Genomic DNA, 15255 nt, shown 5'->3' with positions numbered 1-15255 from the left:
CCGTCCGCGGCCTCGGGCGTCAGAGCTTGCGGCCGCCACGTCCCTGCTTGTAAAAGCGCTGTTCGCGCCAGCCGGGCGCGTTTTCGCGCTGGCCGGGCGTGCGTCGATAGCGCTTGTATTCCCATTGGTACTGCATGGGGTCCAGCGCAATGGCGTTTTCGACACTGGCGTTGACGCCACGGGCGGACACGGCGTCATCTTCCTGGGCATAGACCCGCTCGTCGGCCTCGAGAAAGTGGATGTCAAAGCCCCGCCGATCCTCGCGCCGCCTGGCTACGCCGGTCACGACCCGAGCGTTGGTGCGCGAGACCAGCCGTGGCAGCAGGGTGGCGGTGTAGGCCGGATAGCCAAAGAAGTCGGCAAACTCGCCGCTGCCCCAATCCGGCACCTGATCGGGCAGAATGCCGATCGCCTCGCTGCGCTTGAGTGCCTTTAAAAGCGCCGCTACCCCGCGTGAGGTCGTGGGGACGAGGCTGGCCCCCATACGCTCGCGTCCGTGTCGAATGACGGGGTCGAGCGCACTGATCTTGGGGGGTTCGTACATGGCCGTGAACGGGAAATGGCTCGAAAGCCAGAAGTTGAGAATCTCCCAGTTCCCAAAGTGGGGCGCCAGCACGATCACACCGCGTCCTTCTTCGCGCGCCTCATCCAGCAGTTCACGTCCGTGTATTTCAACAATCGATTTCGCTACCGCCTCGGGATCTCCCTGCCAGGCAAACCCCAGCTCCATCATGGTCGCGATCGAATGGCGCAGGCTGTCATGAATCTGCTGGCGGCGAACCTGTTCACTGACGTCGGGGTAGGCCTGACGCAGGTTCATGCGCGTGATGCGTCGCTCGCGCACGCCAATCAGGCTGTAAACGGGTTCGAAACGTGAGGCCAGACGCCACAGGGTGGACGGCGTGCGCTGTGAGAGCACTTGCCAGAGGCGCATGATAAGGCGCGCCTGCCAGTTGTCTTTCATCGTCATTGCTACGCTTTGGTGGTGTCGAAATCGACGGGGAGTATAACCAGTTGACTGCGCGGCTTCATGGCCGGATGGTGCGATAACCCAGGATGACCTGTCCCGGGAGGTGCCGTCAATGCTGGAAAATCCCTCGCAATCGGGCCAGCCTGTAGCCATCGATTCAAGTCTGTCGCTTATCGATTGAAGTCAGAGCAATTGATGTTTCAAGGCGCGTTGACCGTCAATGCTGCTGACCCATCCATGTTCGCCGTCCTGTGAGGAAGCCATGGCTCGTCCACTGTTGACCCTGATCCTGCCACCGCTGATGGGGCTTTTCATTCTGGCCCTGGGCAACGGGTTTCTATCCACGCTGGTGACATTACGACTCGATAACGCCGGCGCCTCGGTGGAGAGCATCGGCTGGGTGTCCTCGGCCTACTATGTGGGGCTGGCGCTGGGGGCGGTACTCAACGATCGTCTGCTGCTGCGCATCGGACATATCCGGGCCTATGTCTGCTTTGCCTCGCTGGTGGCCGCCGCCGCACTGGCTCAGGCGCTGTGGCTTGATGCCGGCTGGTGGTTTGCCATGCGTCTGGTGGGTGGCTGGGCCACGGTCGGGGTCTATCTGGTGATCGAAAGCTGGCTTTTGACCAGCGGCGATTCGGCCCGCCGCGGCCAAATACTGGCCTTTTACATGATCTCGCTCTACGCGGCGCTGGCACTCGGGCAATTGCTGCTGGGGCTTTTCGAGGCGCCTTTCGATGCCACGCCCTATGTGGTGATCGGCATGCTGGCGTCGCTTTCGGTACTGCCGCTTTGCATCATTCCCCGGGTGTCACCACTGCTGGAGCATGCCGTGCCGCTGCCGCCCTGGCGGCTGATTCGCGTGACGCCGACCGGGATCATGGGCGTTTTTGGCTCGGGGCTGATCGTGGCGGCGCTCTATTCGCTTCTGCCCCTGTATCTTCAGCAGACGGGACTGTCGGTTGAACGGCTGGGTCAGTTCATGGCCGTGGTCATCGTGGGCGGTATGGCCCTGCAGTATCCCATGGGGCGCTGGTCGGATCGCCATGATCGCCAGATTGTTCTGATCATTCTTGGCATGACGCTGATTGCGCTCTCCCTGGCGTTGCCGCTGGCGGCGGCCATGAGCGAGCTGGCGCTGGGCATTGTGCTCTTCGTTTTCGGAGGCATGGCGTTTTCGCTCTATCCGGTGGCCATGAGTCACGCCGCCGATCGAGCGCCGCCCCAGGCGCTGGTTGGCATGAGTCAGGGGCTGCTTCTGATCAATGCGGTGGGCTGCACGCTCAGCGCCCCCATACTGACAGGGGTGATGGGGCAGACGGGCGGTAATGGGCTGTTCTATGGCCTTGCCATGATCTCGGCGGCCATGGCGCTGTTTTTCATGTGGCGGCGCAGTGTGCGTCCGGCCCCGCAGCCGGTGGCACCGTTTGCCGCACACCCGGTACAGACCGTGGTGGGTGCCGAGCTTGATGTGACTGAAGAGATGGTGGCCGGGGCTGAAATTCAGGCAGAAAAGGATGAGGCCGAAGAGGCGGCGCATCAGGACAATGCGCGTTATGACAGTGCTGCGCACGCCAATGATAAAACGGCGTCTCCCTCACAATGAGGGCAGGGATCAGATATCGAAGGTGAGATTTTGATCATGAAAGCGCCAGGTGTTACGGCCTTCGCGCTTGGCTCGATACATCGCCTGATCAGCCAGCTGGACCAGTGTCCTGACATCATCGGTATCGCTGCCCAGTACTGCAATGCCGATGCTGATGCCCAGCTGCACCTTTTGACTGTCAGCCAGCGTTAGCGGCTGGTTGATGCTGTCGATCAGACGCTGCGCCATGACGGCCAGATCCTCGCGAGGCGTGCGATGATCGAGCAGCATCACGAACTCGTCGCCGCCCAGGCGAGCTGAAAAGTCCTGCTGGCGCGAAATGACGCGCAGAATGTCGGCAATCTGCTGGAGTACCTCATCACCGGCATGATGGCCGTAGACATCATTGATCTGTTTGAAATGATCAAAATCGAGCAGCATCAGCGCATGGTGATGATCAGGGTGTAAGCGGTGATAGCGTTCGATGACGCTCAGCCGGCGTTCGAAGCCCAGCCGATTGCCAAGCCCGGTCAGTGGATCGGTCATGGCAAGCCTTTCAGCGTTTTCAGTGGCGCGACGACGTTCGGTGATATCGTGAGCCACGCCCTGAAGTCGCTCTTCTTCCAGACAGCTGACCATGACATTGACCCAGCGTCGACCGGCCCCTTCACCCACGGCCATTTCCCATTCGCGTGCGCTGTCCCGGCGCGCCCTGCGCGAGACAAGCGCCTGTGTTGTGGGGCAGCCTTCACTGATCAGGGAGGTAAAGGTGATCATGGCGGCTGTCGTGTCCAGTGGCGTGCCCGCCAGAAACATCCGGCAAAAGGCCGGATTGGCTGATAACAGCCGCCCCTGACCGTCGAGTTCAAAAATGCCGGCCTCAACGTTGTCAAAAAGCGTGCGATAGCGCCGCTCCTCGATTTCACGGGCCAGCCGCTGCCGGCGTTCCTCGCTCAGACTGCTGACCAGCCGATCGATCATGGTGTTGACGCTGGATACCAGCTTGCCGATTTCATCCTTGTAGTGGCCACCGGGTGGCGGCAGCTTCTGCCCCGTTTCCGCCTCCAGCGCATGCAGCTTTTGTGAGATATCACTGATCGGGCGGGTCACGAAATAAAACACCACCAGGATCACGCTCAAGCCAATACCCAGAAGCTGCAACACAAGCGCCACGGACAGAAACCGTGTGGCGTTGTTGACCATGCTGTCAATCCAGTCCTGATCCGGTACCAGCGTCATCCGGCAGACCTCCTGAGCGGGGTCGAACGGGGAGTGGATTGTCCGGGTCATCGGTGCCCCTCCCTGATGCTCGTTGGCATTGGCATGATCGGCCAGTGCGCTGCCATCCTGGCGAACGAGTCTCGCCTCACGCACGATACGATTGCTCAGAAGCCCCTGAGTCACTTCACCGGCCAGCTGTGTGTCGTCCAGAAAACAGGCGATCTGGGCCGTGCGTTCGACCGTGGCAATCAGTCCTTCAAGCCGCATGCGCTGAATGTTCTTTTCGGATTCAGCACGCAGGTGCACGGCCGAGACCAGAAAGGCGATCCCCAGTACGCCCACGATGACGACGATACTGGCCGCTGCGCGCAGAGCCAGGCGACTGCGAAAAAGTCGCAATAGCCCTCTCATGGCGATTCACTGATCGTCAACAAAACGCGCATGTTCGATGGCATCTCGGCGACGTCCACATAGCCGAGTGCGTTGTTGTTGTGCGTCACGATGTCGACAAGATCCTTCAGCGTGTCGGTCTGCTGCGGGGGAGAGGCGCGGCCGGAAAAGACCAGTCTTGCCCAGTAGGAATTGATCTCGGCCATGTCCTTTTTCACCAGCGCCTTGTAAAAACGAGCCTTGAGCGGTCCCTGATCGATCGGCAGGGCCACGCTGTTATCAGGCAGGCGCCGGTAGCGGCCCATGAAAATATTGACCGCCTCGCCATGGCTGATCTGGTGTACGGGACTTGCCTCGTTGATGACGATGGCAATGTCGGCCCGGACCGGGGTGCTGATCATCAGGACAGCAGCTGTGGCAAGGCACGTCAGGGGCATGAAGCGGGGCACGGAAGTCTCCTTAAAAGATGAAATCCAGCCCGAGGCTGACAAGATTGGATTGATCGTTTTTCCACTCACCCTGGGTGCCGCGCCATAAAAGGCCCGGAACCCGGGTGTGAATATGATCCAGCTGCGCCTTGAGCGCGACGTTGGTCATCACGTCATATCGAAGCCCGAGCGACTCTGTGTGCTGACTGACATTGGAGCCGAGTGGGTCTTCGCGACTGTCATGTGTTCTTACACCGGACACCATGACGTAGGGCGTCCATTTTTCCACGCGCCACGCCGCCGAGACGAACCCCGTATCCAGCCAGGTATCGCCTTCGGCCAGGATGTCACGATTCCAGGTCGCCTGCAGTTGCAGCGGGCCTGCGCTCCAGGATGCCCCAAGTGAGTAGATCTGCAGTTCGTCAAATCCGGTCAGATAGTTGAGATAACGGTTGGCATCAACACTGTAGAGCTGGCCGATGAGATCCGCATCGTCGCCGCTGAAGCTGACGTCTGAACGAACCCGGGTATAGCCGGCGCGAAAGCGCCATGAGCCGGTTTCAAAATTGAGATGGCCGCCCAGAACCTGGTGGGCGTCAAATTCGGCCTCCAGCGAGTCTGTCATGAAAAAACGGCTGTCGGAGCTGCCGGCAAAAAAGCGTGCCCAGACAAGATCATCGCCAAGTGCCCTGGTGAAGGTAGCATCGGCGCCATCGATCCAGGTCAGTTGCAGCACTCCGAAATGATCTACTGGCGGGCGAACCCAGGGGGAGGCGTAGCCGATGTAGCGCGACTCCGAGAGCAGATCGACGTCCCAGCCCAGGCGCCCCACGCGCAATTGAAAGCTCGGGCCCGGCGCGTAGCGTACAAAGGCCAGCATCAGCTCGGGGCTGAAGTCCCCCGAGCTATGATACTGGCTCATGCCCTGTACCACGGTGTCCAGCTCGTCGGTCAGCCGCACATTGGCCTGTAGCCCCAGACGCGTGTCGGTGCGGGCGCTCCAGCCCTGTTCGGCGCCTTTGGGCTGTCCCACATCCCGAACAAAATCAGCCTTGTCCTGATCGCTGTGGATGAGCCCCAGCGTGCCGAAACCACTGAGCGTGACCCGGTCATTCAAAAGACGAATCTGCGCCTGTGCACTGGCACTACCCATCAAAAGAAGTGTCGTTAGTGCAATGAAAAGGATTTTCATCATCAGGGTCTCAATGGATGAAGGCTTGTGGATGTCCTTCGGCATGCAGGGCTTTGGGAGATGATCACTGTCATGATGTCGGCTGAAAGGGCGTCAGACTTTAATCATGGCAGACAGGTGTGCGCGTACGACGCCAGGCGTTGAGCCCGAGCATCGTGACTGGCGGGGAAGTCGGGCAGGGCGTTATGGACTCAGCGGGCCGGGTCAACCACGCCGTTGACCGAGGCGTTGCGTCGAAACCAGCCGGCAATGCTGGCACGTGGCAGACGGGTGGGCAGTACCTCATGGGGGGCGGTGTCCGACAGAAAACAGGCCAGCGTGCCGGCCTCCGGGTGCACCCGGGTCATTTCGCGAATCGGGGCGTGTGGATCGAAACCATCCGGCCCCTGCTGCTGGCTTTCGAACAGCACCATCTCGCCGCCGCCATCAATGGGCCAATCGCGGTTGAGATAGGTCACCGTGGATATCACCCGATTGGCGCGCCCCTGAAAGCTGTCCACGTGACGCTTGTAAAAGGCGCCCGGTGGGTAACGGGCAAAATGGGCCTCGAACTCGAACAGACCGATGAACAGCGCCCGATTGATCTCCTCGCGCAGCTCATCAAGGCGCTGGAGATAGACCTGCTGAGCCGGGCTTTCCCGGTTCAGCCAGCGGATCGCGTCGCCGCGAACGCTGGAGGCCAGCTGATGTTCCTGCCGTCGGCCGATGCCGGCGCTTGTCAGGGCGTCATGCGCTTCAAGACGCTCAAGATCAGACAGCAGGGCGTCTATCAGTGCTGATGAAAAGAAGTCGCGCTGATGACTGAATCCCTGGTGAATCAGGTCCTCGATGAGGACGTCGATACGCTCCGGGTTCAGAGGCGAGGCCGCCAGCAGGGCTTGAACCTCGCGGTCAAAATCATCAATGACGGTACTCATGACGGGCGCCTGCGTGATGGTCGAGGAGGAAGATGGCGAAGGGGCGAGGCTTCAGGATAGCGATCCAGCCCGATATCTACATGAAAGGCGACGCTTAAAAGTTCGACGACCATCATCGCTGACAGCCCCCATAGCGTGTGCTCAAAAATCGTGTAGCTGGGCACATACCAGCAGGCGTCGTCATCGCGAATCACATCGGTATGCTGGCGCGGATCGGTCATCAGGCGTGCCAGCTCGACCTCAAAGATGGTGTCGATTTCATCGGGATTGGGTGTAAAGCGCACGTCGGGCGCGATCAGCCCTACAAAGGGTGTCACGATCATGCCGTTGGCAGAAAAGCGCTCGGAAAGCCGGCCCAGCAATTGCACCCGCTCGGGCGGCAGGCCGATCTCCTCGAAACTTTCCCGCAGGGCGCAGTCCTCAAGGCTTTCGTCTTCGGGGTCCAGCTTGCCGCCCGGAAAGGCCACCTGCCCGGCATGAGAGCTCAGGCGCGCGTTGCGACGCGTGAGCAACAGGGTGGGCGTTTCATGGTTGATAATCGGCATCAACACGGCAGCCCGTGGATGATGACCGTCCAGCCGGGCCGGGCGATAGTCATGAAGTCGATGTTGCGCCGCTAGCAGCATAAGGGACACTTTCCAGAAAAATCAGGGCGCCGTGACAAAATCGCCAATCGACACATGAAGTGATCAGACGTAGTGTAAAGCGTTCGGTCACTCGCCGTAAGCGACGGGGAAAGCATGAATTTTTGCAGTCATTGCGGCGCGCCGGTGCGCTTTGCCATTCCATTGGACGATGATCGTCCGCGTTATCTGTGTGACAACTGCGGCACCATCCATTATCAGAATCCACGGATTGTGGCCGGTAGTCTACCCGTTGTGGATGATCGGGTACTGCTGTGTCGGCGGGCGATTTCCCCGCGGGAAGGGTACTGGACGCTGCCGGCCGGATTCATGGAAAACGGCGAAACCACGCCCGAGGCCGCCATTCGAGAAACCCGCGAAGAGGCCTGTGCCGAGATCGAGCTGGGTGGTCTCTACACCATGGTTGATCTGCCGCACATCAATCAGGTCTACATGATCTATCTGGCGCGACTGCGCAATGATCTTGAGCCGGCCTTCTCGGCGGGGCCTGAAAGTCTCGAAGTGCGTCTTTTCCGTGAAGAGGACATCCCCTGGTCGGAGCTGGCCTTTTCCACCATTACGAAAACGCTTGAATATTATTTCCGCGACCGAGCCCGCTTTGGTCGCGACGCACTCGATGTTCAGCACCTGGCGCTGTATCCCCTGCATGCCGATGTGATTCGCCGCTGGTAGTCCAGCGGCGGAGCAACGCACCGCTTCTGCGGCAACCCATGTTGCCCGCTGGACCATCCACCGCTGGACCATCCACCGTTGGATAGTGGCATAATTGCGGCTTTTCAAAGGGCCGGTTTGGCCGACAATGATATAGATCACGATGCTCAAATGGATTTCAATCGCGCTGGTCGTTGCACTGGCCGCGCTGCAGTATCAGCTCTGGCTGGGAGATGGTGGCCTTCTGGAGCATAGCCGGGTCAAGGCGCGCGCCGATGAGCTGCAGGAGAGCAACCAGTTGCTGACTGACCGCAACGATCGACTTGCCGCCGAGGTGGTGGATCTGAAAAACGGCCTGGATGCGATCGAGGAGCGCGGGCGAAATGATCTGGGCATGATCCGCAACGATGAGCAGTTTTTCTGGGTGCCCAGCGAGAAGGCCAGCCACAACCCTACCAGGGTAGCGCCGCCCGGCGCTGACCAGAGCGCCGACGAGGCTCGTGACGACTTTACCGGGAGGCAGCAATGAGCGCCCCGCAGTGGCTGATCGTGCCGGCGGCCGGCCGCGGTACCCGCATGCGTGCGGCCTGTCCCAAGCAGTATCTGCTGCTTGATGAGGCTGCCGTGCTTGCCTGTACGCTGGCGCGGCTGAATGAGGCCTTTCCCGAGGCCACTCTGCTGCTGTGTCTGGACCCTGAAGACCAGTGGTTTCATGAGTCCATGGTGCCCTTTGCGCACTGGCATCGTCTCAACGGTGGCAACGAGCGGGTGGACTCGGTACGCGCCGGTATCGACTGGCTTGCTGATCATGCCCATGTTGATGACTGGGTGCTGGTTCATGATGTGGCGCGGCCCTGTGTGACCGTGGCGGATCTGCATCATCTGATGGACACTATCCGGCATGATTCTGTGGGGGGGCTGCTGGCGGCGCCGGTGACCGATACCCTCAAGCGTCAGGACGCTGACCAGCGGGTCGACGAAACCGTACCGCGTCAGGGGCTCTGGCGCGCCCTGACCCCCCAGGGCTTTCGTTATGGCGTATTGCAGGAGGCTTTCAGGACTGCCCGTGAGGCGAGCTTTCTGATGACCGATGAAGCCTCGGGCGTTGAGCGACTCGGTCATTTTCCCCGGCTGGTCACCGGGCGCAGCGACAATCTGAAAATCACCCATCCTGAAGACCTGGCGCTGGCAGCACAGATTCTGTCTGCCCAGCGGGCCAGCGTTCATTTATCCCTGTCCGACAAGGAGCCCGGCCATGAGCCTGTCTGATCCCTCCCTGCTTGCCCGGCTGCGTATCGGTCACGGCTTTGACGTTCATCGTTTTGGCGAGGGTGATCACCTGATGCTGGGGGGTGTGCGGGTGACGTTCGACCACGGTTTCGTGGCGCACTCCGATGGAGACGTGGTGCTTCATGCGTTAAGCGATGCGCTGCTGGGGGCGGCAGCGCTGGGCGACATCGGCCGGCATTTCCCCGATACCGACGAGCAGTGGCGCGGCGCCGACAGTCGGGCGCTGTTGCGTCATGTGGTCTCACTGATCAACGCAGAGGGCTTTGGCCTGATCAACGTCGACGTCACCATTCTGGCGCAGGCCCCAAAAATGGCGCCGCACATTGACGCCATGCGTGAGGTCATTGCCGGGGATATCGGGCTTGAAAAATCCTGCGTCAACGTCAAGGCCACCACCACCGAAAAGCTCGGCTTCACCGGCCGTGGCGAGGGCATTGCCGTCGAAGCCGTGGCGCTTTTGATGCGCCATGATGAGGCCTCATGACCCGATCGGGCGATGATATGCAGGCATCACCGCTGCCTGACTGGGCCAGAAGCCTTGGCATGCCGCCGCATTCAGGGCGGTTTCGTGAATTTCCCGAAGCCTTTCGGGTCGAAGAACAGATGGCCTTTACACCCGAAGGCGAGGGCGAACATCTCTGGCTGCACTGCGAAAAGCGTAACCTGTCCACGGCACAGCTGATTCGTCATCTGTCGCATCAGCTTGCGGTAGCGCCGCGTGATATCGGTGTCAGCGGTCTCAAGGATCATACTGCGCTGACCCGTCAGTGGGTGTCAGTGGCACTGACCGGTCGAGCGACGCCGGTTGACCTGCCGGAGCTGGTCGAAATGGATGGGGTGCGGCTGCTGTCATTTGGTCGCCATCCGCGCAAGCTGCGTCGCGGCGTGCATCGCGCCAATCGGTTCGCCCTGTATGTGACCGGTGAGGCCGTCACCCAGGGCTCGCTCGAGGCGCGCTGGCAGGAGCTGGTGGCGCACGGTGTGCCGAACTATTTCGGGCCACAGCGCTTCGGGCATCAGGGCAGCAACCTTGTGCGCGCTCGGGCACTGATGGCGCGCGGCTGGAAAAAAAAGCAGGACCGTGACGGTTTTCTGCTCTCCAGCGCGCGTAGTTTCCTGTTTAACCAGGTGCTGAGCGAGCGCGTCAGGCAGGAAAGCTGGGCCAGCGGGCTGGAAGGTGATGTTTTCAATCTTGAAGGCAGTGCCAGCCAGTTTGCCGGTGAAGCCCTTGATGACGAGCTGCGAACGCGGCTGGCCTCACTGGACATTCATCCTACCGGCCCAATGTGGGGGCGTGGCGACGGCGGCGTCAGCGGTGAGGCTCTAGCACTTGAGTGCCATGTGGCGGAGCAGGACGCCGTACTCGCCAGAGGCATCGAAGACTCGGGGGCTGCCGCCATGCGTCGACCGCTTCGTCTTTGCCTTCAGTCGCCGGCACTTGAGCGTGATGGTGAAGGCCTCTGGCTTGATTTCTCGCTGGCGCGTGGCGGGTTTGCCACAGCCGTGTTGCGTGAGCTCTTTCAGCACCCGGCACTTTGATTTCTCGATGTCCGGATCCGTGACCCTTCGAGCCGGGGGCATCGCAGATTCTGGCCGCCTTATCCATTCTTGAATTGACCTGAACAGGGAAGTCCGATGCGCAGACTGCTTTTATCCAATGATGATGGGGTGCATGCACCGGGACTCAGGGCGTTGCATGATGCGCTGATTGATCATGCTCGACTGCGGGTCATTGCCCCTGACCGCGACCGCAGCGGTGCCAGCAATTCGCTGACGCTGGCCTATCCATTGTCGTTGACGCCGCTGGAGAGCGGGTTTTACAGCGTTGACGGCACACCGGCTGACTGCGTCTATCTGGGCGTGAGCGATATTTTTGACGAAACCGTGGATATGGTGATTTCGGGCATCAACCACGGCGCCAATCTGGGCGATGACGTGCTCTATTCCGGCACGGTGGCGGCGGCCATGGAAGGGCGGTCGCTGGGGCTTTCGGCAATCGCCATGTCGCTGGCGGGGCATCAGCATTTTGAAACGGCCGGTCGTGTGGCCGCCACTCTGGTCAGCGCCGTCGAGCAGCTGGCGCTGCCGCCCCGGAGTCTTTTGAACGTCAACGTGCCCGATGTGCCCTGGGAAGAACTCAAGGGCTTTCGGGTGACCCGACAGGGTCAGCGTGGCCAGGGCAGTCAACCCATAAGGCTGCAGGACCCGCGCGGTCGCACCCGGTACTGGATTGCAGCCTCCGGGGAAAGTGCCGATATGGGCGAAGATACCGATTTTGCCGCCATCGAGGCGGGCTTTGTGTCGATTACGCCACTGCAGACGGATCTGACCCGTCATGCCTCGATCGCTGATGTCAGCGGCTGGCTTGAAGCACTGACCGGCCAGCGTCAGCAGGGTGGAGAACTGTGAGCTGACTCGTCAGAGTCGATTGGATAAAGCATATCCGAGCACCCTGGCGCAGACAGTCCTCGGGCGCGATGCGATACTCGCGCCCTCGCATCGATCTGTCGTGTGGCAGGCAGCGCCCATGGTGCATGCCTGTGCGCGTTTCAAGCGATTATCCCGAGTCGGTCCATGGGCCGCGCATTGATCTGGAGTAGAACACGTGAAAAGGCATGTGACGCTTTTTCTGAAAGGCATGGGCATGGGGGCGGCGGATTCCGTCCCCGGTGTGTCCGGTGGGACCATCGCCTTTGTAACAGGCATCTATCAGGAGCTGATCGAGACCATTCGACGCTTTGGCCCCAGCGCCTTTGGTGCCCTGCGTGAACACGGTCTGAAAGGTCTGATCGTGCATCTCAATCTTGGCTTTCTGATCCCGCTGCTGGCCGGGATCGCTGCCAGTGTGCTCAGCCTGGCGCATCTGGTGAGCTATCTGCTGGACCATCAGGCCATGCTGCTCAACGCCTTTTTTTTCGGGCTGGTAGTGGCTTCGGCGATCGTGGTGGCGCGCCGGCTGGATCGCTGGCGTCTGGTGTTTCTTCTGCCGTTGGCGCTCGGGGCGCTGCTGGCGCATTTTCTACCGACCATCCTGCCCAGTGGCGGCGGAGCACTGATGCTGATGGTGGCTGGCGCCATCGCCATCAGCGCAATGCTGTTGCCGGGTGTCTCCGGCAGCTTTTTGCTGCTGACCATGGGCATGTATCATACGGTAATCGATGCCATCAAGGCGTTTGATATCGTCACCATGGCCCAGTTCGGTCTGGGGTGTCTGGTGGGGCTTTTTACCTTTTCACGCGTGTTGTCGTGGCTTTTCAGGCACCACTATTCCACCACGCTTTATCTTCTGATCGGCTTCATTCTGGGATCACTTCCGGTACTGTGGCCCTGGCGCTCGCTGGACAGTTATACGATGTCACCGGAAGGCGAGGTGGTGCCACTGACCTACAAGCTGCTGTCACCGGAAACCTATACGGCCGTGACCGGTGAGCCGTCACATGTGTGGATCGCACTGGCGCTGGCGCTGATCGGATTTATTTTGGTGGTGGCCGTAGGAGAACGTTCCGGTGATGACTCGCCACGGGTCTCCACGGACAGTCAGTCAATGTCAAAGGAGTAGAGCAGAGACATGGTTCGATTTCATCTGCGCATGCGACAGGTCACACTGGGCAGCAGCGTTGTCCTGATGGCAGTGCTGGGCGGCTGCGCTCAGGTCAGCAAGGCGCCTGCAGTAGAAGAGGCCTCATTCAATCAGAACTCGATGGCCAACGGCATCTATCACGTTCAGCGTGGCGATACGATCTATTCGATCGGATGGAAAACCGGTATCGATTTCCGTCGGCTGGCATCGCTGAACAACCTTGAGCCGCCCTACGGCATTGAACCCGGTCAGGCACTGCGCCTTAATGACAGTGTCAGCGCCCCGGCAGTCTCGTCTGCATCTTCGTCCTCGCTGGGCGGCACCAGTGGCACGCATGCCACGGCGCTCAGCGGTGCGTCGGGCAGTGACAGCAGCGGTGGGGATGACAGCTGGCTGTCTCCGGATGAGGACACCATCAACCGCAATCGCAGCACCGGTGCCACTGCCGACTCGGGAAGTCAGATTTCACAGAGTGCGGTCGGTGCGGCTGCCGGGGTGGGTGCTGCAGCCGGAGGTGCCGTCAGCGGTGGCTCAGGCAACAGCTCGAGCGGCTCTCAAAGCCCGGCGCCCTCGAAGAGCAGCGGCGGCTCGTCTTCCAGTGACAGCAGTGCCGGAAAGGAAGACACCGGCGGGGCAGCCGTGGCCGGTAAAACCACCCGCGAAGACCGCTCTGATCGCACTTACAAGCCTGCGAGCAACATCCAGTGGCAGTGGCCGACACAGGGCAAGGTCGTGGGTGATTTCGGTGACAAGACAAATCTCACGGCCGGGATTGATATTGCTGGTCAAAAGGGGCAACCTGTCAAGGCAGCCGGCCCCGGTATTGTCGTCTACGCCGGTAACGGCGTTCGCGGCTATGGCAATCTCATCATCCTCAAGCACAATGATCACTTCCTCAGCGCCTACGCGCATAATGACGCCTTGAACGTCAAGGAAAACGATGTCGTGCGTCAGGGAGAAACGATTGCCACCATGGGCTCGACCGACGCAGACAGCGTCAAGCTGCACTTTGAAATACGCCAGGATGGCCAACCGAAGGATCCGCTGCAGTATCTGCCGGATCGCTGAGGCACCAGGGAGACCGCTCATCCCTATCGAGATGAGCGGTGTTATGAGACCCGAAGGGTGATCGATTCCATCGATGACACGGGAACCTCAAACGAAAAGGGGAAGTCGATATGAGCGTGGTTGAACAGGGATTGCACGACGACGTTGAACTGGAAGAGAACGAAAACGAGCTCTCGCTCGATGATAATAATGACAAGGAAGTAGACAACGAAGACGCGTTCGAAAAAGCCTTGAAGAGGGAAGAACGCCAACAGCATCAAAGTCTTGATGCGACCCAGATTTATCTCAATGAAATCGGATTTTCACCGCTTCTGACACCGGAAGAGGAAGTCCATTACGGTCGTCTGGCGCGCAAGGGTGATCCTGCCGGCCGTCAGCGCATGATCGAATCCAACCTGCGTCTGGTCGTCAAGATTGCACGGCGCTATCTCAATCGCGGTCTGACCCTTCTTGACCTGATCGAAGAGGGCAACCTGGGACTGATCCGTGCGGTAGAGAAATTCGACCCCGAGCGTGGCTTTCGCTTCTCGACCTACGCCACTTGGTGGATTCGTCAGACCATTGAACGGGCGCTGATGAATCAGACCCGTACCATTCGTTTGCCCATCCATGTGGTCAAGGAACTCAATGTCTATCTGCGTGCCTCGCGCGAGCTGACCCAGAAGCTGGATCATGAGCCGACGGCTGATGATATTGCCACGCATCTGGACCGGCCGGTCGAGTCGGTCAAGCGGATGATGGGGCTCAACGAGAGGGTCTCCTCGGTCGACTATCCGGTGGGTAGCGAGAACGACAAGCCGCTACTGGATACGCTGGCTGATGAGAACGAGGCCGGCCCCGAATCCGAACTGGTCGACTTTGACGTCAAGGCGCACGTTGATGAGTGGCTCGGCGAGCTGACTGAAAAGCAGATGGAGGTGGTGGTACGTCGCTTCGGCCTGCGCGGTCACGAAGCCGCCACGCTTGAAGAGGTCGGCGAAGAGATTGGTCTGACACGTGAACGGGTTCGCCAGATCCAGGTCGAGGCGCTCAAGAAATTGCGCCGCATGCTGGAAAAGCAGGGCCTGTCACTGGATGCCATCTTCGAGTAGCCTGCCTGCGCTCTGAAATGGGGCCGACAAGCCATCAGCTGCCCCGTGCAGAACGAACAAAAAACGGCGCCAATATGGCGCTGTTTTTTTGATTTTCGCCTCTGTCAGGCGCGATAGTGGCATTGGAATGCCTTTAAACATTCAGGGATGTATGTAAAATCCTGCAATGTGCTAAGCTCGCATCCTATATGAGAGCTGCACCGTGATCGTGAGGGTGCGCTCGAGATG

At 60.1% G+C, this 15255-nt stretch carries 16 protein-coding genes; 10 read left to right on the top strand and 6 right to left on the bottom strand.

Translation table 11 applies throughout. The annotated features are described in order from the left end of the window. Window positions 1-19: 19 nt before the first annotated feature. Window positions 20-970, bottom strand: a complete 951-nt coding sequence (locus B9G99_RS01855; protein WP_086620498.1) for a lysophospholipid acyltransferase family protein — start codon at window positions 968-970, stop codon at window positions 20-22. A gap of 262 nt (window positions 971-1232) precedes the next feature. Between B9G99_RS01855 and B9G99_RS01850 the strand changes: the two genes are divergently transcribed. Further along, entirely contained in the window at window positions 1233-2576 is a 1344-nt protein-coding gene (locus B9G99_RS01850) for an MFS transporter (RefSeq protein WP_086623219.1), read from the top strand. 9 nt (window positions 2577-2585) lie between these two features. Here the strand turns inward: B9G99_RS01850 and B9G99_RS01845 are convergent, their stop codons facing one another. The 5 genes from B9G99_RS01845 to B9G99_RS01825 form a co-directional block, all read right to left on the bottom strand. After that, window positions 2586-4187: a diguanylate cyclase domain-containing protein gene (locus B9G99_RS01845; RefSeq protein ID WP_086620497.1), complete on the bottom strand. Its 1602-nt coding sequence runs from the start codon at window positions 4185-4187 to the stop codon at window positions 2586-2588. Continuing rightward, window positions 4184-4615: a hypothetical protein gene (locus B9G99_RS01840; protein ID WP_086620496.1), complete on the bottom strand. Its 432-nt coding sequence runs from the start codon at window positions 4613-4615 to the stop codon at window positions 4184-4186. The genes B9G99_RS01845 and B9G99_RS01840 overlap by 4 nt, the downstream gene beginning before the upstream one ends. Window positions 4616-4625: 10 nt before the next feature. Next, complete coding sequence (locus B9G99_RS01835; protein ID WP_086620495.1) at window positions 4626-5831, bottom strand: porin family protein; 1206 nt, start codon at window positions 5829-5831, stop codon at window positions 4626-4628. A gap of 146 nt (window positions 5832-5977) precedes the next feature. Beyond that, window positions 5978-6703: a 2OG-Fe(II) oxygenase gene (locus tag B9G99_RS01830; RefSeq protein ID WP_086620494.1), complete on the bottom strand. Its 726-nt coding sequence runs from the start codon at window positions 6701-6703 to the stop codon at window positions 5978-5980. Beyond that, entirely contained in the window at window positions 6700-7329 is a 630-nt protein-coding gene (locus B9G99_RS01825) for a CoA pyrophosphatase (RefSeq protein WP_086620493.1), read from the bottom strand. The genes B9G99_RS01830 and B9G99_RS01825 overlap by 4 nt, the downstream gene beginning before the upstream one ends. 114 nt (window positions 7330-7443) lie before the next feature. Between B9G99_RS01825 and B9G99_RS01820 the strand changes: the two genes are divergently transcribed. The 9 genes from B9G99_RS01820 to rpoS all read left to right on the top strand — a co-directional run bounded on the left by B9G99_RS01820 (window position 7444) and on the right by rpoS (window position 15027). Continuing rightward, window positions 7444-8019, top strand: a complete 576-nt coding sequence (locus B9G99_RS01820) for an NUDIX hydrolase (RefSeq protein WP_086620492.1) — start codon at window positions 7444-7446, stop codon at window positions 8017-8019. A 142-nt stretch (window positions 8020-8161) separates the two neighbouring features. After that, complete coding sequence (gene ftsB / locus B9G99_RS01815) at window positions 8162-8527, top strand: cell division protein FtsB (protein WP_086620491.1); 366 nt, start codon at window positions 8162-8164, stop codon at window positions 8525-8527. After that, window positions 8524-9267 (top strand): 2-C-methyl-D-erythritol 4-phosphate cytidylyltransferase, encoded by a 744-nt coding sequence (gene ispD, locus B9G99_RS01810; RefSeq protein ID WP_086620490.1) that lies wholly within the window; start codon window positions 8524-8526, stop codon window positions 9265-9267. Before ftsB ends, ispD begins: the two co-directional genes overlap by 4 nt. A 19-nt stretch (window positions 9268-9286) precedes the next feature. Next, a complete protein-coding gene (gene ispF, locus B9G99_RS01805; protein ID WP_086623218.1) occupies window positions 9287-9772 on the top strand; it encodes a 2-C-methyl-D-erythritol 2,4-cyclodiphosphate synthase in 486 nt (161 codons plus the stop codon). Then, the gene (gene truD, locus B9G99_RS01800; RefSeq protein ID WP_227875879.1) at window positions 9769-10827 is read left to right on the top strand and encodes a tRNA pseudouridine(13) synthase TruD; all 1059 of its coding nucleotides are present in this window, start codon (window positions 9769-9771) and stop codon (window positions 10825-10827) included. Before ispF ends, truD begins: the two co-directional genes overlap by 4 nt. Window positions 10828-10923: 96 nt before the next feature. Further along, entirely contained in the window at window positions 10924-11697 is a 774-nt protein-coding gene (gene surE / locus B9G99_RS01795; protein ID WP_086620489.1) for a 5'/3'-nucleotidase SurE, read from the top strand. Between the two features lie 196 nt (window positions 11698-11893). Further along, window positions 11894-12847, top strand: coding sequence for a DUF368 domain-containing protein (locus B9G99_RS01790; RefSeq protein WP_086620488.1), 954 nt, complete (start codon window positions 11894-11896; stop codon window positions 12845-12847). Window positions 12848-12856: 9 nt separating this feature from the next. Continuing rightward, complete coding sequence (locus B9G99_RS01785; protein WP_227875878.1) at window positions 12857-13936, top strand: peptidoglycan DD-metalloendopeptidase family protein; 1080 nt, start codon at window positions 12857-12859, stop codon at window positions 13934-13936. A gap of 110 nt (window positions 13937-14046) precedes the next feature. After that, a complete protein-coding gene (gene rpoS / locus B9G99_RS01780) occupies window positions 14047-15027 on the top strand; it encodes an RNA polymerase sigma factor RpoS (RefSeq protein WP_086620487.1) in 981 nt (326 codons plus the stop codon). Window positions 15028-15255: the final 228 nt, after the last annotated feature.

It is taken from the genome of Kushneria konosiri, from assembly GCF_002155145.1.
In the GTDB taxonomy this organism is placed as follows: domain Bacteria; phylum Pseudomonadota; class Gammaproteobacteria; order Pseudomonadales; family Halomonadaceae; genus Kushneria; species Kushneria konosiri.
Note: the sequence above shows the minus strand (reverse complement) of the source record. Positions and strands in the feature narration are given on the sequence as shown.